Raw genomic sequence first — 19,985 nt, 5'->3', positions numbered from 1 at the left:
AAATGACAAGCGAGTTTGCTCGTGAGCAGTGAAGAATGACAAAGTTTGCTCGTGGAAGGTAATGAGTATTCATACGCAGGGTATAACCTACGGGAGGAAGAACACAAAAAAACCGCCAAAGGGAATTCTTCCCCCTGACGGTTTGGTAACTCGTAAACAAACTTTGTAAGTTTGAACAAACTCGAGTGTAAATAAACATCTTTTATCTCTTTGAGAATTGTGGTGCTCTTCTTGCTTTCTTTAGGCCGTATTTCTTTCTTTCTTTCATTCTAGGATCCCTAGTTAAGAAACCTGCTTTTTTAAGTACAGGCTTTAATTCCTCGTCAGATTTGATTAGAGCTCTCGCTATACCATGTCTAATAGCTCCAGCTTGACCTGTAAATCCTCCGCCTTGTACGTTCACAAATACATCGTATTTGTCTAATGTATCCGTTATTTCCAAAGGTTCCTTAACAAGAACCTTTAATGTATCAAAATCAAAATATTCTTCAATATCTCTTTTGTTGATGGTAATCTTTCCAGAACCAGGAAGTAATCTAACTCTTGCTACTGAAGTCTTTCTCCTTCCAGTTCCCATATATTGTACACTAGCCACTTACAGTCCTCCTTTCCTAAAGCACAATTAGATTTCATATACCTCTGGTTGTTGTGCCTCATGATTATGTTCTGGTCCGCTATATACTCTTAATTTTTTGATCATTTGTCTACCTAATCTATTCTTTGGTAACATTCCCTTAACAGCTAATTGGATAGCTCTCTCTGGGTTTTCCTTCATCATTCTACTATAGGGTACTGACTTTAATCCGCCTGGATACCCTGTATGATATCTATATTCTTTTTGCTCTAATTTTTTCCCTGTTAATCTTACTTTATCTGCATTTATTATTATTACATAGTCCCCAGTGTCTACATGAGGAGTATATATTGGTTTATGTTTTCCTCTCAGTATAGCTGCAACTTCTGATGCTAATCTACCTAGTACTTTGTCTTCTGCATCTATTATATACCATTTTCTATGGATTTCATTTGGTTTAGCCATATAGCTCTTCATCTTTTTCCCTCCTTATTTCAGCATTGAGTTGTGTCTCAAAGTTCCGGGGCTTTTTAAACACTCTTATATATTCTATTACATGGTAATATCAATGTCAAGACGTATTTTATCAGTAATAAACTTTTTCTAAATAGAGACCCTGAGGTGGCGCTGTAGGTCCTGCCATCCTTCTATCTTTTGACTTTAAGATATTTGGAATATGGTAGACCTCCAACCTACCCCGTCCAATTTCCACCATGGTCCCTACCATTATCCTTATCATATTATATAAAAATCCATTTCCCTCTATGGTAAATACTAATAAATCATCATTTTTACATAGAGATCCAACGTTTATGGTCCTAATGGTATTATCTATGCTGCTGTTAGATGCCATAAAGGAAGCAAAATCATGGGTGCCTATAAAACATTTAAGGGCCTTATTCATTTTATCATGATCTAAAGAATAAGGCACATGGTATGCAAATCTTCTATATAAGGGGTTTCTTATAGGATTGTTGTAGATTAAATATCTATATCTTTTACCTATTGCATCGTATCTTGCATGAAAATCATCGGCTACTTTTCCAGATTCAACTATGGATATATCCTCTGGCAATTTGCTATTTAGGGCGAATTTAAATCTATCTGGGGGAATTAAGGAATCGGTTAAAAAATTAGCTACCTGCCCTATTGCATGGACTCCACTATCGGTCCTACCAGAAGCTATTAAGTTAACTTTTTCTCCTGTAATTTCTTTTATAGCCTTTTCTATTTGCCCCTGAACACTGTTGCCCTCTTGTTGTTTTTGCCAACCTATATATCTGGTACCTTCATATTGGATTGTTAGTTTAATATTAGGCATATTATCCCTCTTATATATATTTAGTAGATATGATAAATCCAAAAAATATTGCAGCTAAGCTAATTGCTAATATATCTTGATTGTTTAACTTTAATTCATTTAATCTTGTTCTATTTTCCCCTCCACGATAACATCTAGCTTCCATAGCATTAGCTAGTTCATCTGCCCTTCTAAAGGAATTGACAAACAAGGGCACTAGTAGAGGAACTAGATTCTTTGCTCGATTTATTACATTTCCCGATTCAAAATCTGCTCCCCTTGCCATTTGAGCCTTCATTATCTTATCCGTTTCCTCTAATAATGTGGGTATAAATCTTAAGGCTATAGTCATCATCATAGCTAATTCATGAGCTGGCAAGCCGATCTTTTTAAAGGGAGATAATAGTCTTTCTATTCCGTCTGTTAATGATATAGGCGATGTAGTAAGGGTCAGAAGTGATGTTCCAGTTATTAAAAATATTAGCCTTAATGCCATAAATATTGCCTGACTTAATCCCTCTTTTGTAATCGCTAAAGGTCCTAATGGAAGCAATACTTCTCCCTTGGTGAAAAGTACATTTATAACAAAGGTAATAATTATTATTGGCATGAGAGGTTTTAGTCCCTTTACTACGTATTTTGCAGGGATTTTAGATAGCTTTATGCTAATGAGTATAAAGGCCAATATGAGTATATAGGGATAAAATGTATTGACAAAAAATAAAGAAGCTATAAACATAATGGTTATTAATATTTTAATTCTTGGATCTAGTCTGTGAACAAATGTATCTCCAGGAAAATATTGACCTATTGTTATATCTTTAAGCATTTTTTCTACTCCTTAAATAATTTAATATTTCTTCCTTTGCCTCTTCCACCGTTACTATATCATCTTTAACTTTATTTCCCTTACTCTTATACTGCCTCATAAATGATGTGATTTGAGGGATTCCTAAACCCATTTGCTCCAACTTTTCAGCTTCTCTAAATACATCTTTAGTGCTGCCTTCCATTGCTATCTCTCCATTATGCATTACTATTATTCTATTTACTAGTCTAGCAATGTCTTCCATGCTATGGGAAACTAAGATTATAGTTACCCCTTCTTCTTCATATATCCTTTGAATCCTTCCTAGTATCTCATCCCTACCCCTAGGATCTAGTCCTGCAGTAGGTTCATCTAATACTAACACCTCTGGTTTCATTGCTAATACCCCTGCTATTGCTACCCTTCTTTTTTGACCTCCACTCAATTCGAAGGGGGATCTATCTTTTAATGAATTATAGTCTAAGCCTACCAATTCCATAGCTTTTTTTACCCTTTTTTCTATTTCATCATCTTCTAAGCCTAAGTTTTTAGGTCCGAAAGCTATATCCTTATATATAGTTTCTTCAAATAACTGATGCTCTGGATATTGAAATACTAGTCCTACTTTTTGCCTTATCTCTTTTAAGTTTGCATCTTTAGAAGTGATATCTATCCCATCAACTATTATCTTACCTGAGGTAGGTTTTATTAGACCGTTTAAATGTTGAACTAGAGTAGATTTTCCCGAACCTGTATGACCTATTAGTCCAACGAAATCTCCCTTCTTTATATTTAAGTTAATATTTTTCAAAGCCTTTTTTTCAAAAGGAGTGCCAGGATTATATACATAGTTTAAGTTTTCTATATTAATTATCATAGAGCGTTCACCAATTCCTCTACAGTTAATATATTGCCAGGTATATCTATGCCTTCTTTTCTCAACTCATAAGCTAGTTCTGTTACCTGAGGTACATCTAATCCCAATCTTTTTACTTCTTCTACTTGGCTAAATATTTCTCTTGGAGTACCTTCCATAACTATTTGACCTTTTTCCATGACTAGTATTCTATCTGCCTCTACTGCTTCATCCATATAGTGAGTTATATGGATGATGGTTTTGTGCTCTTCCTTGTTAAGTTTTTTAATTGTATTCATTATTTCAATTCTGCCGGTAGGATCTAGCATAGCAGTAGGTTCATCCAATATTATACACTCTGGTTTCATAGCTAATATACCAGCTATGGCTACCCTTTGTTTTTGTCCTCCTGAAAGCAAATGAGGAGCATGTTTTTTATAGTCGGTCATTTCCACTATTCTTAAAGCCTCATCTACTCTTCTCCTTATTTCTAAAGGTGGGATCCCTTGATTTTCAGGACCAAAGGCTACATCTTCTTCTACAATAGTAGCCACTAGTTGATTATCTGGGTTCTGAAATACCATACCTGCCGTCTCCCTTATCTCCCAGGTCTTTTCTTCATCTTTGGTATTCATACCTTTAACATAGACATCACCTTTAGTAGGTAGTAACAACCCATTCATCAGCTTTGCTAGTGTAGACTTTCCAGAACCATTGTGTCCAAGGATCACTAGATGCTCTCCTTTTTTTATAGAGACATCTACATCTTTAACTGCCAATAATTTATCATCATCTCCAAAAGAGGTATATTCATAATTTACATTTTCAATCTTTATCATTTCTTCTGCCATTTTTATCCCCTAACTATTAGTTATTTCCATAATTAATATAACATAAGGACAGGCTTTAATCAATTCATAATTTACAATGCACAATTGCTGGTGTAGTATACCTTTATATGTTGAAAAAAGGGACTAAGTTGAAAACTTAATCCCCCACCCTTTATACTAATTCTAAAATGGCCATTTCTGCACCATCGCCTCTACGAGGACCTAGTTTTAAAACTCTAGTGTATCCACCATTTCTTTCAGAATAATTTGGTGCAATTTCTTCAAATAATTTAGTCACAACATCTTCATCATATATATATGCTAATACTTGCCTTCTAGCGTGTAAATCTCCTCTTTTAGCAAGAGTAATCATTTTTTCAGCCATTCTTTGCGTTTCTTTTGCTCTAGTAACGGTAGTCTCTATTCTACCTTTCTCAAATAGAGATGTTACTTGATTTCTAAGCATCGCTTTTCTATGATCAGTAGGGCGACCAAGTTTTCTCAATGTAGCCATATCTATCCCTCCTTCATGCCTTGCTATTCATCACTTTTTCTTAAAGATAAACCTAATTCGGCTAGTTTGTTTTGAACTTCCTCAAGGGATTTCTTACCAAGGTTTCTTACCTTCATCATATCTTCTTCCGTTCTTTGAGTTAGTTCATCTACCGTATTGATGCCTGCTCTCTTTAAGCAGTTATAACTTCGAACTGATAGATCCAGTTCTTCTACGGTCATTTCTAGTACCTTTTCTTTTTTATCTTCTTCTTTTTCCACCATTATTTCCACATCGTTTACATGATCTGTTAAACCAATAAATAGATTTAAATGCTCGGTAAGTATTTTCGCTCCTAATGAGGTGGCTTCTTCTGGTTTCATAGTACCATTGGTCCATACTTCTAAGGTTAGCTTATCATAATCAGTAATTTGTCCTACCCTAGTGTTTTCAACTAAAAAGTTTACCTTCTTTACAGGAGTAAAGGAAGAGTCTACTGGAATAACGCCAACAGGTTGACCTTCCCTTTTATTCCTTTCGGCTACACTATAACCTCGACCCTTTATCATCTCTAACTCCATATATAGTTTACCGTCTTCATTAATTGTAGCTATATAAAGATCCTTGTTTAGTATTTCTACATCGGGTCCAGTAATAATATCCTCTGCTGTTATAACTTGTGGCCCTTCCGCCTCTAATCTTAAAGTGACTGGCTCATCAGAGTATATTTTAGCTGCTATGTCCTTTATGTTTAATATTATCTCAGGAACATCTTCTAATACACCTGGTACTGTTGAAAACTCATGTAGTACCCCTTGGACTTTTATGGAAGATACAGCAGCTCCAGGCAGGGACGATAACAATACCCGTCTTAAACTATTCCCTAAAGTAGTGCCATACCCTCTTTCAAGGGGTTCGACTACAAACTTACCGTAAGTGTTGTCTTCATTCACTTCAATAATCTCTATTCTTGGCTTTTCAATTTCTATCATTAACATTAACCCTCCTTATTTTTAGTATTATCAAAGGACGAGGGCAACTGATTCTATTATAGATATTATTATTTAGAATACAACTCAACGATTAAGTGTTCTTCTATTGGAATATCAATGTCTTCTCTAGCTGGTTCAGCTACAATCTTACCCTTCATTTCTTCAGGACTAACGTCCAACCAAGTTACAGTACTGCCTCGGTGATTTTCTACAAATTCCTTGAACTTAGGACTATTTTTACTTCTACTTTTAACTTCTATTTCATCTCCTACTTTTAAAATAGCAGATGGTATATCAACTTTTCGTCCATTAACAATGAAATGTCCATGGGTAACTAGCTGTCTTGCCTCTGCTCTAGAAGAAGCAAATCCCATTCTATATACTATATTATCTAATCTTAATTCCAATAATTTTAATAAATTCTCACCTGTAATCCCATGCATTCTATCAGCCATATCAAAATATTTTCTCATTTGAGATTCTTGAATTCCATAAAATCTACGAACTTTTTGTTTTTCCCTTAGCTGTAATCCATATTCAGTTAATTTCTTTCTCGATTGTCCATGTTGTCCTGGAGCATAATTTCTCTTTGACACTGGACATTTGTCGGTATAGCATTTATCTCCTTTTAAATATAGTTTTTGTCCTTCTCTTCGACATAATCTACATACCGGACCTGTATATCTAGACATCTATTCACACCTCCTATATTAAACTCTTCTACGTTTTGGTGGTCTACAACCATTATGTGGAATTGGAGTTACATCCTTTATTAAGTTTACTTCTAATCCTGTTGCTTGAAGAGACCTTATAGCTGCTTCTCTTCCAGAACCAGGACCTTTTACATATACTTCAACACTTTTAAGCCCATGCTCCATAGCCTTCTTTGCAGCTTCTTCTGCAGCTTGTTGAGCCGCAAATGGTGTGGATTTCCTTGATCCTCTAAATCCTAGCTGACCAGCGCTGGCCCAGGATAAAACATTGCCTTGCATATCAGTAAGGGTAACCATAGTGTTGTTAAATGTTGATGAAATATGGGCTTGACCTCTCTCTATATTTTTACGTTCTCTTCTTCTAACACGAGTAGTTTTTGCTTTCTTCGCTGCCACTTAATTCCCCTCCTTTATCTACTTCTTGCCTTTTTTCCCAACTTGTTTCTTAGGGCCTTTACATGTTCTTGCATTGGTCTTAGTTCGCTGTCCCCTTGATGGTAGCCCTCTTCTTTGCCTCATTCCTCTATAACAGTTGATTTCTCTTAATCTCTTTAAGTTCATTGCAATGTCTCTTCTCAGATCACCTTCAACATGGTAATCATCGATAATATTCCTTAGGGTATTAACTTCTGCTTCGGTTAAATCCTTTACTCTAGTATTTGGATCTACACCAGCTTTTTTTAATATTTCATTAGATCTAGACCTGCCTATTCCATAAATGTAGGTTAAACCAATTTCTACTCTTTTATCCCTTGGTAAGTCAACACCTGCAATTCTCGCCATTACTAATTACACCTCCCAAATATCTATATCTATAAAAGTTCAAACCTTGTAAATATCGTATAATCTAGCCTTGTCTTTGCTTATGTTTAGGATTCGCGCAAATTACCATTACTTTACCTTTTCTTCTAATGATCTTGCACTTTTCACACATCTTCTTTACTGATGGTCTTACTTTCACCTAAATCCCTCCTATGCTACTTGTTTCGCCAGGTTATTCTGCCCCTAGTCAAATCATAGGGTGATAATTCTACTGTTACTTTATCTCCAGGAAGTATCCTAATATAGTTCATCCTAAGTTTTCCAGAAATATGGGCCAATATTTCATGACCATTTTCTAATTTTACCTTAAAAATAGCATTTGGTAGGGCATCCACAACGGTACCCTCCACTTCTATAACATCTTTTTTAGACATTCAGTTATCGAACCTCCTATTTAACCGATTTTAAAAATTTTTATTGAAAGGTTCTAACAATTTTCTAATATAAGCATTATTTATTTTCAAATCGTTGTCCAGCTTGTATTTTAATTCCGGTAATACTGTGTTGTAAACTGTCAAATGTTTTATCTTTTTCTTTTTGGGATTGTCTAACTTCCTTAAATCCCCATCAACTATTAAAACATGATCCTCATCTACAATATTTAATACTAAGAAAATATTACCTTTATCTCTACCAGCTCTCGACTTAACCACCTGCCCAACGGTTATGTCGCTAGTTGAATCCATAGAGTTCACCTCTTTACTGGTATAATTGATAACCTTCGTTCAATCAGGAGAAAGGCTTAATTATGCCTTTCTCTAAAGTTATACTTCTAAAGCCTGAACTATTTCCTCAAACAGTTCATTTATTGGTTTAGTTCCATCTACATTTAATATTAACCCTTTTTCAGTATAATAATCAATTAAAGGTTTAGTTTGTTTTTGGTATACTTCGATTCTCTTTTCTACCGTCTCCTGTGTGTCATCATCCCTTTGGTAAAGTTTGCCACCACAGTTGTCACAGAATCCTTCTTTTTTTGGAAGATTAAATTTAATATGATAAGTTGCACCACAATCCTTACAGATTCTTCTTCCTATGGCCCTTTCAATTAATACTTCCTTTTCTACGTCTATGTTTATTACTTTGTCTAGTTTTAAGTTCAGCTGAGATAGCTCATCATCTAAAGCTTCCCCTTGGTTTACTGTCCTTGGAAATCCATCTAGTAAAAAACCATCTTTGCAGTCCTCTTCTGTTATCCTATCCTTTACTATGGATACTACCAAGTCATCGGGAACCAATAAACCCTTATCCATATATTCTTTAGCTCTTTTACCTAATTCTGTGCCTTGCTTTATATTTGCTCTAAATATATCTCCTGTTGATATATGAGGTATATTATACTTTTTAATTATAGCTGATGCTTGAGTTCCTTTGCCTGCACCAGGAGGCCCAAGTAAAACCAATCTCAATTAAATCATCTCCTATGGATACCTTCGAATACATTCGAAGCTACTGTAGTAGATTATATAGTTTTATTTCAAGAAACCTTTATAATGTCTCATTAACATCTGTGATTCAATTTGTTTTACAGTTTCTAACGCTACCCCTACTACGATTATTATAGCTGTACCACCAAAGTTAACATTTAATTTAAATATATGGGATAATATAATTGGTAGTGAAGCTATTAGTGCAAGGGATATAGCTCCTACAAAGGTTATTCTTGATATTACCTTATTCAAGTATTCAGATGTAGGTCTCCCAGGTCTAATTCCTGGAATAAATCCACCGTATTGTTGTAAGTTCTTTGCATATTCAACTGTATTAAATTGAATAGCTGTATAAAAGTATGTGAAGAATATGATCAACAATACATTAAGAATTGAATATACCCATATTCCTACCGTTCCTTGAACTGTTAAATACTTAGTTATCCATTCTGATGGCTGACCTTTGAAAAATAATGCTATGGTTTGTGGAAAAGCCAACAACGAAGTGGAGAATATTACAGGAATAACTCCAGACATTGATACCTTCAAAGGTATATGTGTGCTTTGTCCACCGTACATCTTTCTTCCTACTACTCTTTTAGCATATTGTACTGGTATTCTTCTTTCCCCTTCTTGTAATGCTACTACTACGGCGATTATTATTAGAGCTACTATTGCAAATATAATCAATTTTATAGGACTTAACGCTCCAACTCTAACTAATCTAATAGATTTTATTATCTCGGAAGGAATCCTCGATATTATACCAACAAATATGATAAGAGAAATACCATTACCAATACCTCTGTCTGTAATAAGATCCCCTACCCATATTAAAAAGGATGTTCCAGCTATTAGAGATATTATTACTATAGTATTTTGTAGAAAACCCTCTGCCCTCACAGCCTGGTGAAAGAATCCCCTAGTCATTGCTATGGCTTGTATTGTTGCTAGTATTACAGCTCCATATTTTGTCCATTGGGCTATCTTTTTCCTTCCTTCTTCTCCTTCCTTGGCAATCTCTTCCAGCCTAGGAATAGCAATTGTTAGAAGTTGAAGGATAATAGATGCAGTAATATATGGGTATATATTTAATGCAAATATACTGAAGTTACTAAAGGTTCCTCCTGCCATTAAATCTAGGAAATCTAGTACTCCACCCTGCCCCATTTCAAATATTTGTTTTATGATATTCTTATCCATATATGGAACTGGAACACTGGAACCCAATCTAATTACCAATAGCATCAATATAGTAAAAATGATTCTTTTTCTTATATCCGGTATTCTCCAGGCATTTTTCAAGGTCGAAAGCATCTATATCACCTCTACCTTTCCCCCTGCAGCCTCAATCTTCTCAGCAGCTGTTTTGCTGAATTTGTGGGCTCTTACAGTTAGTTTCTTGTTTATATCCCCATTTCCCAATATTTTTACGCCATCTACAACTTTACCCCTTTTTACTATGCCTTCACTTATTAAAAGTTCCGGAGTAATTGTGGCATTCTCTTCAAATCTATTTAAATCTTCAACATTTATGATAGCATATTGCTTAGCAAATATGTTCGTAAATCCACGCTTTGGCATCCTTCTAAATAGTGGCATCTGACCACCTTCAAAACCTGGACGTACTCCGCCGCCAGATCTGGATTTTTGACCATCATGTCCTCTACCAGAAGTTTTACCATGGCCTGAGCTAGTACCTCTACCAACTCTTTTAGCTTTTTTAGTACCGCCTCCAGCTTGTGGTCTTAAATTATTTAGTTTCATAGGTACACCTCCTCAATGATTATTCTATTACTTCAACCATGTAGTCTACTAGAGCTATCATACCTCTGATCTGAGGGGTATCTTCTTTTTCCACTACTTGGCCAATCTTCTTAAGTCCAAGAGCTTCAATTGTTTTTCTATGTTTTTCTGGTCTTCCAATAACGCTTCTAACCAATTTAATCTTGATTTTAGCCATTGTATTCCCCCCTAACTCAATATTTCATCTACGGTTTTTCCTCTTAGTTTTGCAACATCTTCTGCCCTTTTTAAATTGATTAAAGCATCCATAGTTGCATTAACTACGTTTCTTGGATTGTTTGAACCTAAGGATTTAGTCCTTATATCTCTGATACCAGCTAACTCACATACCGCACGGACTGGCCCTCCAGCGATAACTCCAGTACCTTCCTTTGATGGTTTTAATAAAACCCTGCCTGCTCCAAACTCACCTATTATTTCATGAGGTATGGTAGTTCCTACAAGGGGAACTTCTATAACATGTTTTTTCGCGTCTTGAATCGCTTTTCTTATAGCTTCAGGTACCTCAAGGGCTTTAGCCATGCCTACGCCTACATGACCGTTTTCGTCTCCAACAACCACTAGCGCACTAAACCTAAAGTTTCTACCACCTTTTACAACTTTAGCAACACGATTAATACTAACTACTCTTTCTTTTAAATCCAACTCGTTGGGATCTATATATAAACGTTCCATTTATTCCCCTCCTTCTCTTAAAATTTCAGTCCAGCTTCACGAGCACCTTCTGCAAGTTCTTTTACCCTTCCGTGGTATACATATCCACCTCTGTCAAATACCACCTGTTCTATACCTTTGTCAAGAGCTCTTTTTCCGACTAACTCACCTACAAGCTTAGCTGCTTCCTTGTTATGGGTTGAAGGTAACTTTTCTACTAATTCCTTATCTAATGTTGAAGCTGAAATCAGTGTATGACCATTAACATCATCAATAATCTGTGCATATATATGATTATTGCTTCTATACACGTTTAACCTTGGTCTTTCAGGAGTTCCATAAATTTTTTGCCTAACCCTTTCATGCCTAATTTTTCTTGCTTCATTTTTGTTAAACTTTTTTAGCAACCCTGTTCACTCCCTTCTACTTACCTGTCTTACCAACCTTACGCCTTACAACTTCATTAGAATATCTAATTCCTTTACCCTTGTAAGGTTCTGGCTTTCTAAAATCTCTTATTACTGCTGCATAACTTCCTACTTTTTGTTTATCTATACCTTTGATTATTATCTGATTAGGTTGGGGTACTTCTACCTCAATTCCTTCTGGATCTTCCAATTCTACTGGATGGGAATAACCTAAGCTTAAAACAAGCTTTTTCCCTTGCTTTTGTGCTCTATATCCAGTACCTTGGATTTCCAAGGTCTTTGAGTAGCCTTCTGTTACTCCCTCTATCATATTAGCAATTAATGTTCTAGTTAATCCATGTAGTGATTTATGTCTTTTTATTTCCGTAGGGCGGTTGATAAGAATTTGATTATCCTCTATCTTTATTTCCATCTCCTGGCTTAGTTGCTGTGCTATTTGCCCCTTTGGTCCTTTTACTTCCACATAATTCTTGTCATCTATCTTAACTTCAACTCCACTTGGGATATCTATTGGTTTCAATCCTATTCTTGACATAAGTGCACCTCCTGTTCCTGTAGATTAAGCTTTAATCTTACCATACGTAACAAACAACCTCTCCACCTACACCCTCTATTCTTGCATTTTTATCAGTCATTATTCCTTTTGATGTTGAGAGGATTGCTATTCCAAGGCCACCTAACACTCTAGGTATTTCGTCATTCTTAACATACACTCTTAAACCTGGCTTGGAAATTCTCTTAACTCCACTGATTACCTTTTGATTATTATTTCCGTACTTTAACTCTATTCGAATAATCCCTTGTTTTCCGTCTTCTATTACATCAAATCCCTTTATGAATCCCTCATCTAGTAGGATTTGAGCTATTTCTTTTTTTATGTTTGAGGCAGGAATATCCACAGTATCGTGTTTAGCGTTATTCCCATTCCTTATTCTAGTTAACATATCTGCAATTGGGTCAGTCATCATATTTAGCTACCTCCTTTCATAAATATAGCACTACCAGCTTGCTTTTCTAACTCCAGGGATTTGGCCTTTATATGCTAATTCTCTAAAACAAATACGACATACACCATATTTCCTTAAATATCCATGTGGTCTTCCACATATTTTACACCTGTTGTACTCTCTGGTGCTAAACTTTGCCTTTCTTTTCTGTTTAGCAATCATCGATTTCTTTGCCAAGACTTTCTCCCTCCTTCTTTACTTTTTAAAGGGCATACCCATAAGCTCTAGAAATGCCTTTGCTTCTTCGTCTGTATTAGCAGTTGTAACTATAACAATATCCAATCCTCTTATAAAATCTACCATATCGTACTCGATCTCTGGGAATATTAACTGTTCTTTTATACCTAGTGCATAGTTACCCCTACCATCAAAAGATGAATTGTTTACTCCTCTAAAGTCTCTAACTCTAGGTAAGGAAATATTCATCAGTTTATCTAAAAAGTCGTACATCTTTTCTCCTCTTAAAGTAACTTTAGTTCCCACATTCATTCCTTCACGAAGCTTGAAATTAGCTATGGATTTTTTTGCTTTTGTTATTACTGGTTTTTGTCCTGTAATAAGTTCCAATTCCTTAACAGCACTTTCCAATGCCTTTGGATTATCTTTTGCCTCTCCAACCCCCATGTTTATTACTACTTTCTCAAGCTTTGGAGCTTCCATAACGCTCTTGTATTGAAATCTTTCCATCATTGCTGGTATAACTTCGTTTTGGTATTTTTCTTTCAATCTGGAAGTCATTCCTATTACCTCCTTTCAACAATGCATTATTTATCCAATATTTCTCCACATTTTTTACATACTCTAACCTTAGATCCATCCTCTAAAAACTTATATCCTACTCTAACTCCTACCTTATCTTTGCCACAATAATACATAACCTTAGATGCGTTAATTGCCCCTTCTTGATGGATAATTCCTCCTTGATCCGTTGGGCCCTGTGCTCTCTTATGCTTTGTAAGCATGTTTATTCCTTCAACAATTACTTTATTTTCTTTAGGTAATACCTTTAGTATTTTTCCCTTTTTGCCTTTATCTTTTCCAGAAATAACTATTACAGTATCTCCACTCTTTACATGCATACTTTACACCTCCTTTATAGTACTTCCGGTGCTAAGGATATTATTTTCATGAAGTTTCCTCTTCTAAGTTCCCTTGTTACAGGACCAAATATACGAGTTCCTACTGGATTGTTGTCTTCTTTTAGGATAACCGCCGCATTATCGTCAAATTTAATATAAGATCCATCATTTCTTCTAACGCCATGTTTTGTCCTTACTATTACAGCCTTTACTATTTCACCTTTTTTAACAACTCCCCCAGGTGTGGCAGACTTAACAGAGCATACGACAATATCGCCAACATTGGCGTACTTTTTATTAGTGCCGCCTAATACCCTAATAACTAATAACTCCCTTGCCCCTGAATTATCAGCAACTTTTACTCGGCTTTCAGTTTGAATCATTAGAATACCTCCTTTCCAGGTATAAGGACTATTTTGCTTTTTCTACTATATTTACAACTCTAAAGTATTTATCTTTGCTTAATGGTCTTGTTTCCATTATTCTTACTACATCGCCGACACCACATTCATTATTTTCATCATGGGCCTTGAATTTTGTAGTCTTTTTAATCTGTTTTTTATATAAAGGGTGGGTTACAAAAGTTTCAACAGCCACCACTACTGTTTTATCCATCTTATCGCTTACAACACGACCTGTTCTAATTTTACGGTTTCCTCTATCCATATGAGGCTAAACCTCCTTTCCTATACCTAATTCTCGTTCCCTGATAATAGTTTTTACACGAGCTATATCTTTTCTAACGGCTTTAATTCTCATAGGGTTATCTAATTGACCTGTAGCCAACTGGAACCTTAGGTTAAACAACTCGTTTTTTAAATCCAATAATTTTGTATCCAGCTCTACATCTGTAAGTTGGCGAATTTCATTAACCTTCATTAGCTTCACCACCCTTTTCCCCACTATCATCACGTGTAACAAATTTAGTCTTAATAGGCAGTTTGTGTGCTGCCAACCTCATAGCCTCTCGAGCTATGTCTTCGGATACACCACCCATTTCAAACAAGATTCTTCCAGGTTTTACAACTGCTACCCAGTACTCTGGTGAGCCTTTACCTGAACCCATACGTGTTTCAGCTGGCTTTTCAGTAACGGGTTTGTCTGGAAATACTTTTATCCAAATATTTCCGCCCCTCTTTATATATCTTGTCATAGCACGCCTTGCTGCTTCTATTTGATTAGAGGTTATCCATGCTGGTTCAAGAGCTTGCAACCCATATTCACCATAGGTGATATTATTTCCCCTAGTTGCATTACCCTTCATTCTTCCTCTGTGAACTCTACGATACTTTACCCTTTTAGGCATTAACATATTAACTTCCTCCTTCCTACAGCTATTTATAAACTACTTTTTTGAATTTGATTTTTTAGCCGTTTGACGCTCATCTTCTACTTTTTTAGTAGGAAGAACCTCTCCTTTATATATCCAAACCTTTACTCCTAGCTTTCCATAGGTTGTATCTGCTTCTGCAAATCCATAGTCTATATCTGCTCTTAAAGTTTGAAGAGGTATTGTTCCTTCACTATATCCGTCAGTTCTTGCCATATCTGCTCCACCAAGTCTACCAGATACAGATGTCTTTATACCTTCGGCTCCAGATCTCATAGTCCTTTGAATTGCTTGTTTCATCGCTCTTCTAAAGGATACCCTTCTTTCTAGTTGTGCAGCAATGTTTTCTGCAACTAATTGAGCGTCTAATTCTGCCACCTTTACTTCCTCTACGTTTACAATTACATTTTTCTTAGTCATCTTTTCCAGTTCTTTTCTCAGTGCTTCTACACCAGAACCACCTTTGCCAATAACCATACCTGGCTTAGCAGTGTGTATGCTAATCTTAATTCTATTTGCAAATCTTTCAATTTCAATTCTTGAAATCCCAGCTATATATAATTTTTCTTTTATATGTTTACGGATTTCATAGTCCTCGATTAGATATTCATCAAAGTTCTTACTATCGGCGTACCATTTTGAATCCCAATCTTTGATTACTCCAATCCTTAGTCCGTGTGGGTTAACCTTTTGACCCATTAACTATCCCTCCTTTTCTACTCTTGCTCTTTCACAACAACTCCTATATGACTAGTCCTTTTTAGAATTGGATATGCCATACCTCTTGCTTTTGGTCTCCATCTTTTAAGCTGAGGCCCATCATTGGCATAAGCTTCCTTTACATATAGATTGTCTCTATCTAGATTAAAATTATTCTCTGCATTGGCAATAGCAGAATTCAAAACTTTCTCAAGTTCTTTTGCTCCTTTTTTAGGTGTGAACCTGAGGATTGTTAAAGCTTCGTCTACTTGTTTGCCTCTTATTTCATTGCATATATAATTTACCTTTAAGGGTGAAATTCGCACATATTTAGCTATAGCTCTAGCTTCCATACTGACTCCCTCCTTTATCCTCTATTTCAATGCAGTTGTCTTTTCAGTTTTTTCACCATGGCCCCTAAACGTTCTAGTAGGTACAAATTCACCAAGTTTATGTCCTACCATATCTTCCGTAATATATATTGGCACATGTTTTCTTCCATCATGAACTGCAATTGTATGACCTACCATTTGTGGAAATATAGTGGAACGACGGGACCAAGTCTTTATTACTCTTTTTTCATTCTTTTCATTCAATTCATCTACCTTCTTTAGTAGATGATCATCGCAAAAAGGACCCTTCTTAAGAGATCTACCCATTATTATTCCTCCTTTCAGACAGCGGTATTATCTATTTTTTCCTTCTTCTTACTATATATTTGTTGGATTTTTTATTCTTAGCTCTAGTCTTATATCCTAAAGTAGGTTGACCCCATGGAGTTAATGGAGATGGCATACCTATTGGAGTTCTGCCTTCACCACCGCCGTGTGGATGGTCTACCGGGTTCATTGCACTACCTCTAACTTTAGGTCTAATGCCTCTATGTCTACTCTTACCAGCTTTTCCCATTGTTAAGTTTTCATGATCGATATTGCCTACTTGCCCTACCGTTGCACGACAATCTAACAATACTAGCCTGAACTCTCCAGAAGGAAGTTTCAATTGTGCATATTTTCCTTCTTTAGCCATCAGTTGAGCTTCTGAGCCTGCAGACCTTACCATTTGTCCGCCTTTTCCAGGCTTTAATTCTACATTATGAACAGTAGTACCTATTGGAATATACCTTAATGGCAAAGCATTTCCAACTTTTATATCAGCATCCTCGCCGGATTCTATAGTATCTCCTACTTTTAATTTATTTGGTGCAAGGATATATCTTTTTTCACCGTCTACATAGTGAATAAGTGCAATATTTGCAGTTCTATTTGGATCGTATTCTATAGATGCAACTTTTCCAGGTATTCCGTCTTTATCCCTTTTAAAATCTATAATTCTATATTTTCTCTTAGCACCACCGCCTCTATGACGTACGGTTATTTTTCCACGAGAATTTCTACCACCAGTTTTGTTTAAACTAACGGTTAGTGATTTTTCTGGTTCTCTTTTTGTTATCTCTTCGAATGTGGGTACGGTCATTCTACGGATTGCTGGGGAAGTCGCTTTGTATTTTTTAATACTCATTTTTTTGTTCCCTCCTTCTTTCGAAACTTAACTACATTCCCTCAAAGAATTCTATTCTATTAGAGTCTTCTGTTAATGTTACTATTGCCTTTTTCCAGCTTGGTCTTCTCCCTACATTTACTCCCATTCTTTTTTCTTTACCAAGCATATTCATAGTGTTTACCTTTTCAACCTTAACATCAAATATATTTTCTACTGCTCTTTTTATTTCCGACTTATTGGCCCTTCTATCTACTTTAAAAGTGTATTTACCGTAGGCCATATCATCCATACTTTCTTCAGTTATTATAGGTTTGATTACGATGTCGTGTGGATTACGCATTATGCATACACCTCCTCCACTTTTCTTACTGCATCCTTAGTTATTATAAAGGAGTCAAAGTTCAATATATCATAAACGTTTAGAGTGTTCACAAGACTTATTTGAACATTGGGGATGTTCCTTGCTGACTTGATTATATTCATGTCCTTTTCATCCATAACTATAAGAGCTTTTTTCCCCGCCTTAATATTAGCTAATATCTTTGCCATTTCTTTAGTCTTTGGCTCTTCCAAACTTAATTCGTCTAATACTATTATCTCTTCGTTTAAAACCTTTGAACTTAAAGCAGACTTCATAGCTAACCTTTTAACTTTCTTTGGAACCTTGTAGCTATAGTCTCTTGGCTTTGGTGCAAACGCAACGCCACCTCCTACCCAATGAGGTGCTCTAATACTTCCTTGTCGAGCTCTACCTGTACCCTTTTGTCTCCAAGGCTTTCTTCCTCCACCTCTTACCTCAGCTCTAGTTTTAGCTGATTGAGTCCCTTGTCTTTTGTTGGCTAATTGATTTTTAACCACTTCATAAAGTACATGTTCATTAACATCAACGCCAAATATATCATCTTTTAACTCGATTTCTTCTACTTGTTCACCTAATATATTGTAAACATTAACTTTAGGCATACCGTATCCTCCTTTCCCTACATTTTACTATTTATTTATAACGGTTTCTTTTATAATCAATAGACCGCCTTTTGGTCCTGGCAAAGCGCCTTTAATAAGTAATAGATTTCTATCGGAATCTACTCTTACTACCTCAAGATTTTGGACAGTAACTCTCTCGTTGCCCATTCTTCCCATTCCCTTGGTTCCTTTAAACACTCTACCTGGATCAGCTGCAGCAGCTCTTGCTCCACCTGATCTATGATATTTTGAACCATGACTTTCCGGTCCTCTAGAATAATTATGTCTTTTAATAGGGCCTTGAGTTCCTTTACCCTTTGATATGCCTACAACATCAACCTTATCTCCTTGCTCAAATACATCCACCTTGATTTCTTGACCAATCTCGAATTCCTCTGAATTCCCAATGATGAATTCTTTAATATGTTTTTTATATTCTACTCCTGCTTTATCAAAATGACCCTTTAATGGCTTATTTACTCTATGTTCTTTTTTGTCTTCAAAACCTACTTGAATAGCATTGTAGCCATCTTTTTCTAAGGTTTTCTTCTGTATAACCTTTAGGGGACCAGCTTCTACTACTGTCACCGGTACAACTACCCCGTCTTCTGAAAACACTTGAGTCATTCCTATTTTTTTACCTAATATATTCTTCATCTTTACACCTCCTATTATCTTACAGCGGATTACCCATGGTAATCATTCTAAGTAATTATAGCTTTATCTCGATGTCAACACCAGCTGGTAAGTTCAACTTCATAAGTGAATCTACTGTTTTTTGATTTGGATTAAGAATATCGATTAACCTTTTGTGAGTTCTTTGCTCAAACTGTTCTCTTGCATCCTTATCCTTATGAACTGCTCTTAAGATTGTAATAACCTCTTTTTCTGTTGGTAGTGGTACTGGCCCTGATACACTGGCACCAGTTCTCTTAGCAGTTTCAACTATCTTTTGAGCTGATGTGTCTAATAGCTCATGATCATAAGCTTTTAATCTGATTCTTATTTTTTGATTACCCTTATTTGACATTTAATTCCCTCCTCCTATCGCATGCTCCACAGCTTACATGCGACATGGAATTGTCGATCCACACCTCCGGGTGTGTTGTGATGTTTTTTTATATAAATGGCACAAGCCATTTGGGACAATTCCAGTCGCCCGATTTTTAACCGGACATTCTCAACAAAAATTCCCCCAGCACTTAGCTCTTTAAACAACGCTGTCTTCTAGCATTCATGCTTGCAAATCATAACTATGGGATTAAACCCAGTTTGTTTTAAAAGCTAAGTGCTGGGCAACCTTTTGTATCATCGCAATGTCTAAAACAAAACACTACTATATTCTATAGTATATCACAGAAAAACTCAAGCCTTTTTTTGTAATAAAGCTTAAGTTTTTATCCTTCCAATAAACCTAACAAGATATTAAAAGAAGGTATCAAAATCTCCTTCTTTTTTCAATGTTTATCATATCATCTAGTAATAAATGGATGGGTGAAAAACCCACCCATTTATAAGTGTCTGTATAATTAACCAATTACCTTTGTAACAACTCCAGCTCCTACAGTTCTTCCACCTTCACGAATAGCAAATCTTAACCCCTCTTCCATTGCTATTGGAGTAATAAGCTCTATAGTAAACTTAGCATTGTCTCCTGGCATTACCATTTCTACGCCTTCTTGTAATTGAATGTCTCCT

General features: G+C 35.8%; 37 protein-coding genes and 1 pseudogene. All 38 read right to left on the bottom strand.

All coding sequences use genetic code 11. The annotated features are described in order from the left end of the window. Positions 1-202: 202 nt before the first annotated feature. Positions 203-595, bottom strand: coding sequence for a 30S ribosomal protein S9 (gene rpsI / locus C3E88_RS11860; RefSeq protein WP_236910396.1), 393 nt, complete (start codon positions 593-595; stop codon positions 203-205). 27 nt (positions 596-622) lie between these two features. After that, entirely contained in the window at positions 623-1,051 is a 429-nt protein-coding gene (gene rplM / locus C3E88_RS11855; protein ID WP_236910395.1) for a 50S ribosomal protein L13, read from the bottom strand. A 109-nt stretch (positions 1,052-1,160) separates the two neighbouring features. Beyond that, a complete protein-coding gene (gene truA / locus C3E88_RS11850; protein WP_236910394.1) occupies positions 1,161-1,895 on the bottom strand; it encodes a tRNA pseudouridine(38-40) synthase TruA in 735 nt (244 codons plus the stop codon). Between the two features lie 10 nt (positions 1,896-1,905). After that, positions 1,906-2,703, bottom strand: a complete 798-nt coding sequence (locus C3E88_RS11845) for an energy-coupling factor transporter transmembrane component T family protein (RefSeq protein ID WP_236910393.1) — start codon at positions 2,701-2,703, stop codon at positions 1,906-1,908. After that, positions 2,696-3,559, bottom strand: coding sequence for an energy-coupling factor transporter ATPase (locus C3E88_RS11840; protein WP_236910392.1), 864 nt, complete (start codon positions 3,557-3,559; stop codon positions 2,696-2,698). Before C3E88_RS11840 ends, C3E88_RS11845 begins: the two co-directional genes overlap by 8 nt. Beyond that, entirely contained in the window at positions 3,556-4,389 is an 834-nt protein-coding gene (locus C3E88_RS11835; protein ID WP_236910391.1) for an energy-coupling factor transporter ATPase, read from the bottom strand. Before C3E88_RS11835 ends, C3E88_RS11840 begins: the two co-directional genes overlap by 4 nt. 151 nt (positions 4,390-4,540) lie before the next feature. After that, the gene (rplQ, locus tag C3E88_RS11830) at positions 4,541-4,882 is read right to left on the bottom strand and encodes a 50S ribosomal protein L17 (RefSeq protein WP_236910390.1); all 342 of its coding nucleotides are present in this window, start codon (positions 4,880-4,882) and stop codon (positions 4,541-4,543) included. Between the two features lie 23 nt (positions 4,883-4,905). Then, on the bottom strand, positions 4,906-5,853 hold the full coding sequence (locus tag C3E88_RS11825) for a DNA-directed RNA polymerase subunit alpha (protein WP_236910397.1): 948 nt from the start codon (positions 5,851-5,853) through the stop codon (positions 4,906-4,908). Between the two features lie 68 nt (positions 5,854-5,921). Continuing rightward, positions 5,922-6,545 carry a 30S ribosomal protein S4 gene (rpsD, locus tag C3E88_RS11820; RefSeq protein WP_236910389.1) on the bottom strand — a complete coding sequence of 208 codons (624 nt, stop codon included), beginning with the start codon at positions 6,543-6,545 and terminating at the stop codon, positions 5,922-5,924. An 18-nt stretch (positions 6,546-6,563) separates the two neighbouring features. After that, positions 6,564-6,962, bottom strand: a complete 399-nt coding sequence (gene rpsK, locus C3E88_RS11815; RefSeq protein WP_236910388.1) for a 30S ribosomal protein S11 — start codon at positions 6,960-6,962, stop codon at positions 6,564-6,566. Between the two features lie 18 nt (positions 6,963-6,980). Next, a complete protein-coding gene (gene rpsM, locus C3E88_RS11810) occupies positions 6,981-7,349 on the bottom strand; it encodes a 30S ribosomal protein S13 (RefSeq protein WP_236910387.1) in 369 nt (122 codons plus the stop codon). A gap of 64 nt (positions 7,350-7,413) precedes the next feature. Continuing rightward, positions 7,414-7,527, bottom strand: coding sequence for a 50S ribosomal protein L36 (rpmJ, locus tag C3E88_RS11805; RefSeq protein WP_236910386.1), 114 nt, complete (start codon positions 7,525-7,527; stop codon positions 7,414-7,416). A 16-nt stretch (positions 7,528-7,543) separates the two neighbouring features. Then, entirely contained in the window at positions 7,544-7,762 is a 219-nt protein-coding gene (gene infA, locus C3E88_RS11800) for a translation initiation factor IF-1 (protein WP_053964933.1), read from the bottom strand. 30 nt (positions 7,763-7,792) lie between these two features. Continuing rightward, on the bottom strand, positions 7,793-8,074 hold the full coding sequence (locus C3E88_RS11795) for a KOW domain-containing RNA-binding protein (RefSeq protein ID WP_236910385.1): 282 nt from the start codon (positions 8,072-8,074) through the stop codon (positions 7,793-7,795). 78 nt (positions 8,075-8,152) lie between these two features. Further along, positions 8,153-8,797 (bottom strand): adenylate kinase, encoded by a 645-nt coding sequence (locus C3E88_RS11790; RefSeq protein WP_236910384.1) that lies wholly within the window; start codon positions 8,795-8,797, stop codon positions 8,153-8,155. A gap of 63 nt (positions 8,798-8,860) precedes the next feature. Next, positions 8,861-10,123: a preprotein translocase subunit SecY gene (gene secY, locus C3E88_RS11785; protein ID WP_336513092.1), complete on the bottom strand. Its 1,263-nt coding sequence runs from the start codon at positions 10,121-10,123 to the stop codon at positions 8,861-8,863. 12 nt (positions 10,124-10,135) lie between these two features. Then, a complete protein-coding gene (gene rplO, locus C3E88_RS11780) occupies positions 10,136-10,585 on the bottom strand; it encodes a 50S ribosomal protein L15 (protein ID WP_236910382.1) in 450 nt (149 codons plus the stop codon). Between the two features lie 19 nt (positions 10,586-10,604). Continuing rightward, on the bottom strand, positions 10,605-10,781 hold the full coding sequence (gene rpmD / locus C3E88_RS11775; RefSeq protein ID WP_236910381.1) for a 50S ribosomal protein L30: 177 nt from the start codon (positions 10,779-10,781) through the stop codon (positions 10,605-10,607). An 11-nt stretch (positions 10,782-10,792) separates the two neighbouring features. Beyond that, positions 10,793-11,299: a 30S ribosomal protein S5 gene (rpsE, locus tag C3E88_RS11770; RefSeq protein ID WP_236910380.1), complete on the bottom strand. Its 507-nt coding sequence runs from the start codon at positions 11,297-11,299 to the stop codon at positions 10,793-10,795. A gap of 17 nt (positions 11,300-11,316) precedes the next feature. After that, entirely contained in the window at positions 11,317-11,685 is a 369-nt protein-coding gene (gene rplR, locus C3E88_RS11765; protein ID WP_236910379.1) for a 50S ribosomal protein L18, read from the bottom strand. A gap of 16 nt (positions 11,686-11,701) precedes the next feature. After that, positions 11,702-12,241 carry a 50S ribosomal protein L6 gene (gene rplF, locus C3E88_RS11760; protein WP_236910378.1) on the bottom strand — a complete coding sequence of 180 codons (540 nt, stop codon included), beginning with the start codon at positions 12,239-12,241 and terminating at the stop codon, positions 11,702-11,704. Positions 12,242-12,278: 37 nt separating this feature from the next. Next, positions 12,279-12,674, bottom strand: coding sequence for a 30S ribosomal protein S8 (gene rpsH, locus C3E88_RS11755; protein ID WP_236910377.1), 396 nt, complete (start codon positions 12,672-12,674; stop codon positions 12,279-12,281). Between the two features lie 30 nt (positions 12,675-12,704). Continuing rightward, positions 12,705-12,890 carry a type Z 30S ribosomal protein S14 gene (locus C3E88_RS11750; RefSeq protein ID WP_236910376.1) on the bottom strand — a complete coding sequence of 62 codons (186 nt, stop codon included), beginning with the start codon at positions 12,888-12,890 and terminating at the stop codon, positions 12,705-12,707. Between the two features lie 18 nt (positions 12,891-12,908). Then, positions 12,909-13,451, bottom strand: a complete 543-nt coding sequence (gene rplE, locus C3E88_RS11745; protein ID WP_236910375.1) for a 50S ribosomal protein L5 — start codon at positions 13,449-13,451, stop codon at positions 12,909-12,911. Between the two features lie 26 nt (positions 13,452-13,477). Next, positions 13,478-13,792 carry a 50S ribosomal protein L24 gene (gene rplX / locus C3E88_RS11740; protein ID WP_236910374.1) on the bottom strand — a complete coding sequence of 105 codons (315 nt, stop codon included), beginning with the start codon at positions 13,790-13,792 and terminating at the stop codon, positions 13,478-13,480. A 14-nt stretch (positions 13,793-13,806) separates the two neighbouring features. Next, positions 13,807-14,175, bottom strand: coding sequence for a 50S ribosomal protein L14 (gene rplN / locus C3E88_RS11735; protein WP_236910373.1), 369 nt, complete (start codon positions 14,173-14,175; stop codon positions 13,807-13,809). A 28-nt stretch (positions 14,176-14,203) separates the two neighbouring features. Continuing rightward, a complete protein-coding gene (gene rpsQ, locus C3E88_RS11730; RefSeq protein WP_236910372.1) occupies positions 14,204-14,458 on the bottom strand; it encodes a 30S ribosomal protein S17 in 255 nt (84 codons plus the stop codon). Positions 14,459-14,464: 6 nt separating this feature from the next. After that, complete coding sequence (rpmC, locus tag C3E88_RS11725; protein ID WP_236910371.1) at positions 14,465-14,671, bottom strand: 50S ribosomal protein L29; 207 nt, start codon at positions 14,669-14,671, stop codon at positions 14,465-14,467. Beyond that, on the bottom strand, positions 14,661-15,104 hold the full coding sequence (gene rplP / locus C3E88_RS11720) for a 50S ribosomal protein L16 (RefSeq protein ID WP_236910370.1): 444 nt from the start codon (positions 15,102-15,104) through the stop codon (positions 14,661-14,663). Before rplP ends, rpmC begins: the two co-directional genes overlap by 11 nt. A gap of 33 nt (positions 15,105-15,137) precedes the next feature. Beyond that, the gene (rpsC, locus tag C3E88_RS11715) at positions 15,138-15,821 is read right to left on the bottom strand and encodes a 30S ribosomal protein S3 (RefSeq protein ID WP_236910369.1); all 684 of its coding nucleotides are present in this window, start codon (positions 15,819-15,821) and stop codon (positions 15,138-15,140) included. A 17-nt stretch (positions 15,822-15,838) separates the two neighbouring features. Next, entirely contained in the window at positions 15,839-16,174 is a 336-nt protein-coding gene (gene rplV, locus C3E88_RS11710) for a 50S ribosomal protein L22 (RefSeq protein ID WP_236910368.1), read from the bottom strand. A 21-nt stretch (positions 16,175-16,195) separates the two neighbouring features. Continuing rightward, positions 16,196-16,480, bottom strand: a complete 285-nt coding sequence (gene rpsS / locus C3E88_RS11705) for a 30S ribosomal protein S19 (protein ID WP_236910367.1) — start codon at positions 16,478-16,480, stop codon at positions 16,196-16,198. Between the two features lie 31 nt (positions 16,481-16,511). Beyond that, complete coding sequence (rplB, locus tag C3E88_RS11700; RefSeq protein WP_236910366.1) at positions 16,512-17,342, bottom strand: 50S ribosomal protein L2; 831 nt, start codon at positions 17,340-17,342, stop codon at positions 16,512-16,514. A 31-nt stretch (positions 17,343-17,373) separates the two neighbouring features. Next, positions 17,374-17,664, bottom strand: a complete 291-nt coding sequence (gene rplW, locus C3E88_RS11695) for a 50S ribosomal protein L23 (RefSeq protein WP_236910365.1) — start codon at positions 17,662-17,664, stop codon at positions 17,374-17,376. After that, positions 17,664-18,287 (bottom strand): 50S ribosomal protein L4, encoded by a 624-nt coding sequence (rplD, locus tag C3E88_RS11690; RefSeq protein WP_236910364.1) that lies wholly within the window; start codon positions 18,285-18,287, stop codon positions 17,664-17,666. Before rplD ends, rplW begins: the two co-directional genes overlap by 1 nt. 27 nt (positions 18,288-18,314) lie before the next feature. Then, positions 18,315-18,944 (bottom strand): 50S ribosomal protein L3, encoded by a 630-nt coding sequence (rplC, locus tag C3E88_RS11685; RefSeq protein WP_236910363.1) that lies wholly within the window; start codon positions 18,942-18,944, stop codon positions 18,315-18,317. A 55-nt stretch (positions 18,945-18,999) separates the two neighbouring features. Then, the gene (rpsJ, locus tag C3E88_RS11680) at positions 19,000-19,317 is read right to left on the bottom strand and encodes a 30S ribosomal protein S10 (protein WP_236910362.1); all 318 of its coding nucleotides are present in this window, start codon (positions 19,315-19,317) and stop codon (positions 19,000-19,002) included. A 499-nt stretch (positions 19,318-19,816) separates the two neighbouring features. Next, a pseudogene (tuf, locus tag C3E88_RS11675) lies at positions 19,817-19,985 on the bottom strand (elongation factor Tu); the annotation flags it as partial.

It is taken from the genome of Clostridium sp. Cult3 (assembly GCF_021655115.1).
Classification (GTDB): Bacteria; Bacillota; Clostridia; order Tissierellales; family Tepidimicrobiaceae; genus PPXY01.
The sequence above is the reverse complement of the archived record's forward strand: the minus strand, read 5'-3'. Positions and strand labels throughout refer to the sequence as shown.

What these genes read in the sequence shown, in the direction of transcription:
- rplM (WP_236910395.1), bottom strand. Translation starts at nt 1,051, where the DNA reads ATGAAGAGCTATATGGCTAAACCAAATGAAATCCATAGAAAATGGTAT.
- truA (WP_236910394.1), bottom strand. Translation starts at nt 1,895, where the DNA reads ATGCCTAATATTAAACTAACAATCCAATATGAAGGTACCAGATATATA.
- C3E88_RS11845 (WP_236910393.1), bottom strand. Translation starts at nt 2,703, where the DNA reads ATGCTTAAAGATATAACAATAGGTCAATATTTTCCTGGAGATACATTT.
- C3E88_RS11840 (WP_236910392.1), bottom strand. Translation starts at nt 3,559, where the DNA reads ATGATAATTAATATAGAAAACTTAAACTATGTATATAATCCTGGCACT.
- C3E88_RS11835 (WP_236910391.1), bottom strand. Translation starts at nt 4,389, where the DNA reads ATGGCAGAAGAAATGATAAAGATTGAAAATGTAAATTATGAATATACC.
- rplQ (WP_236910390.1), bottom strand. Translation starts at nt 4,882, where the DNA reads ATGGCTACATTGAGAAAACTTGGTCGCCCTACTGATCATAGAAAAGCG.
- C3E88_RS11825 (WP_236910397.1), bottom strand. Translation starts at nt 5,853, where the DNA reads ATGATAGAAATTGAAAAGCCAAGAATAGAGATTATTGAAGTGAATGAA.
- rpsD (WP_236910389.1), bottom strand. Translation starts at nt 6,545, where the DNA reads ATGTCTAGATATACAGGTCCGGTATGTAGATTATGTCGAAGAGAAGGA.
- rpsM (WP_236910387.1), bottom strand. Translation starts at nt 7,349, where the DNA reads ATGGCGAGAATTGCAGGTGTTGACTTACCAAGGGATAAAAGAGTAGAA.
- infA (WP_053964933.1), bottom strand. Translation starts at nt 7,762, where the DNA reads ATGTCTAAAAAAGATGTTATAGAAGTGGAGGGTACCGTTGTGGATGCC.
- C3E88_RS11795 (WP_236910385.1), bottom strand. Translation starts at nt 8,074, where the DNA reads ATGGATTCAACTAGCGACATAACCGTTGGGCAGGTGGTTAAGTCGAGA.
- rplO (WP_236910382.1), bottom strand. Translation starts at nt 10,585, where the DNA reads ATGAAACTAAATAATTTAAGACCACAAGCTGGAGGCGGTACTAAAAAA.
- rpmD (WP_236910381.1), bottom strand. Translation starts at nt 10,781, where the DNA reads ATGGCTAAAATCAAGATTAAATTGGTTAGAAGCGTTATTGGAAGACCA.
- rpsE (WP_236910380.1), bottom strand. Translation starts at nt 11,299, where the DNA reads ATGGAACGTTTATATATAGATCCCAACGAGTTGGATTTAAAAGAAAGA.
- rplF (WP_236910378.1), bottom strand. Translation starts at nt 12,241, where the DNA reads ATGTCAAGAATAGGATTGAAACCAATAGATATCCCAAGTGGAGTTGAA.
- rpsH (WP_236910377.1), bottom strand. Translation starts at nt 12,674, where the DNA reads ATGATGACTGACCCAATTGCAGATATGTTAACTAGAATAAGGAATGGG.
- rplE (WP_236910375.1), bottom strand. Translation starts at nt 13,451, where the DNA reads ATGACTTCCAGATTGAAAGAAAAATACCAAAACGAAGTTATACCAGCA.
- rplX (WP_236910374.1), bottom strand. Translation starts at nt 13,792, where the DNA reads ATGCATGTAAAGAGTGGAGATACTGTAATAGTTATTTCTGGAAAAGAT.
- rplN (WP_236910373.1), bottom strand. Translation starts at nt 14,175, where the DNA reads ATGATTCAAACTGAAAGCCGAGTAAAAGTTGCTGATAATTCAGGGGCA.
- rpsQ (WP_236910372.1), bottom strand. Translation starts at nt 14,458, where the DNA reads ATGGATAGAGGAAACCGTAAAATTAGAACAGGTCGTGTTGTAAGCGAT.
- rpmC (WP_236910371.1), bottom strand. Translation starts at nt 14,671, where the DNA reads ATGAAGGTTAATGAAATTCGCCAACTTACAGATGTAGAGCTGGATACA.
- rplP (WP_236910370.1), bottom strand. Translation starts at nt 15,104, where the DNA reads ATGTTAATGCCTAAAAGGGTAAAGTATCGTAGAGTTCACAGAGGAAGA.
- rpsC (WP_236910369.1), bottom strand. Translation starts at nt 15,821, where the DNA reads ATGGGTCAAAAGGTTAACCCACACGGACTAAGGATTGGAGTAATCAAA.
- rplV (WP_236910368.1), bottom strand. Translation starts at nt 16,174, where the DNA reads ATGGAAGCTAGAGCTATAGCTAAATATGTGCGAATTTCACCCTTAAAG.
- rpsS (WP_236910367.1), bottom strand. Translation starts at nt 16,480, where the DNA reads ATGGGTAGATCTCTTAAGAAGGGTCCTTTTTGCGATGATCATCTACTA.
- rplB (WP_236910366.1), bottom strand. Translation starts at nt 17,342, where the DNA reads ATGAGTATTAAAAAATACAAAGCGACTTCCCCAGCAATCCGTAGAATG.
- rplW (WP_236910365.1), bottom strand. Translation starts at nt 17,664, where the DNA reads ATGCGTAATCCACACGACATCGTAATCAAACCTATAATAACTGAAGAA.
- rplD (WP_236910364.1), bottom strand. Translation starts at nt 18,287, where the DNA reads ATGCCTAAAGTTAATGTTTACAATATATTAGGTGAACAAGTAGAAGAA.
- rplC (WP_236910363.1), bottom strand. Translation starts at nt 18,944, where the DNA reads ATGAAGAATATATTAGGTAAAAAAATAGGAATGACTCAAGTGTTTTCA.
- rpsJ (WP_236910362.1), bottom strand. Translation starts at nt 19,317, where the DNA reads ATGTCAAATAAGGGTAATCAAAAAATAAGAATCAGATTAAAAGCTTAT.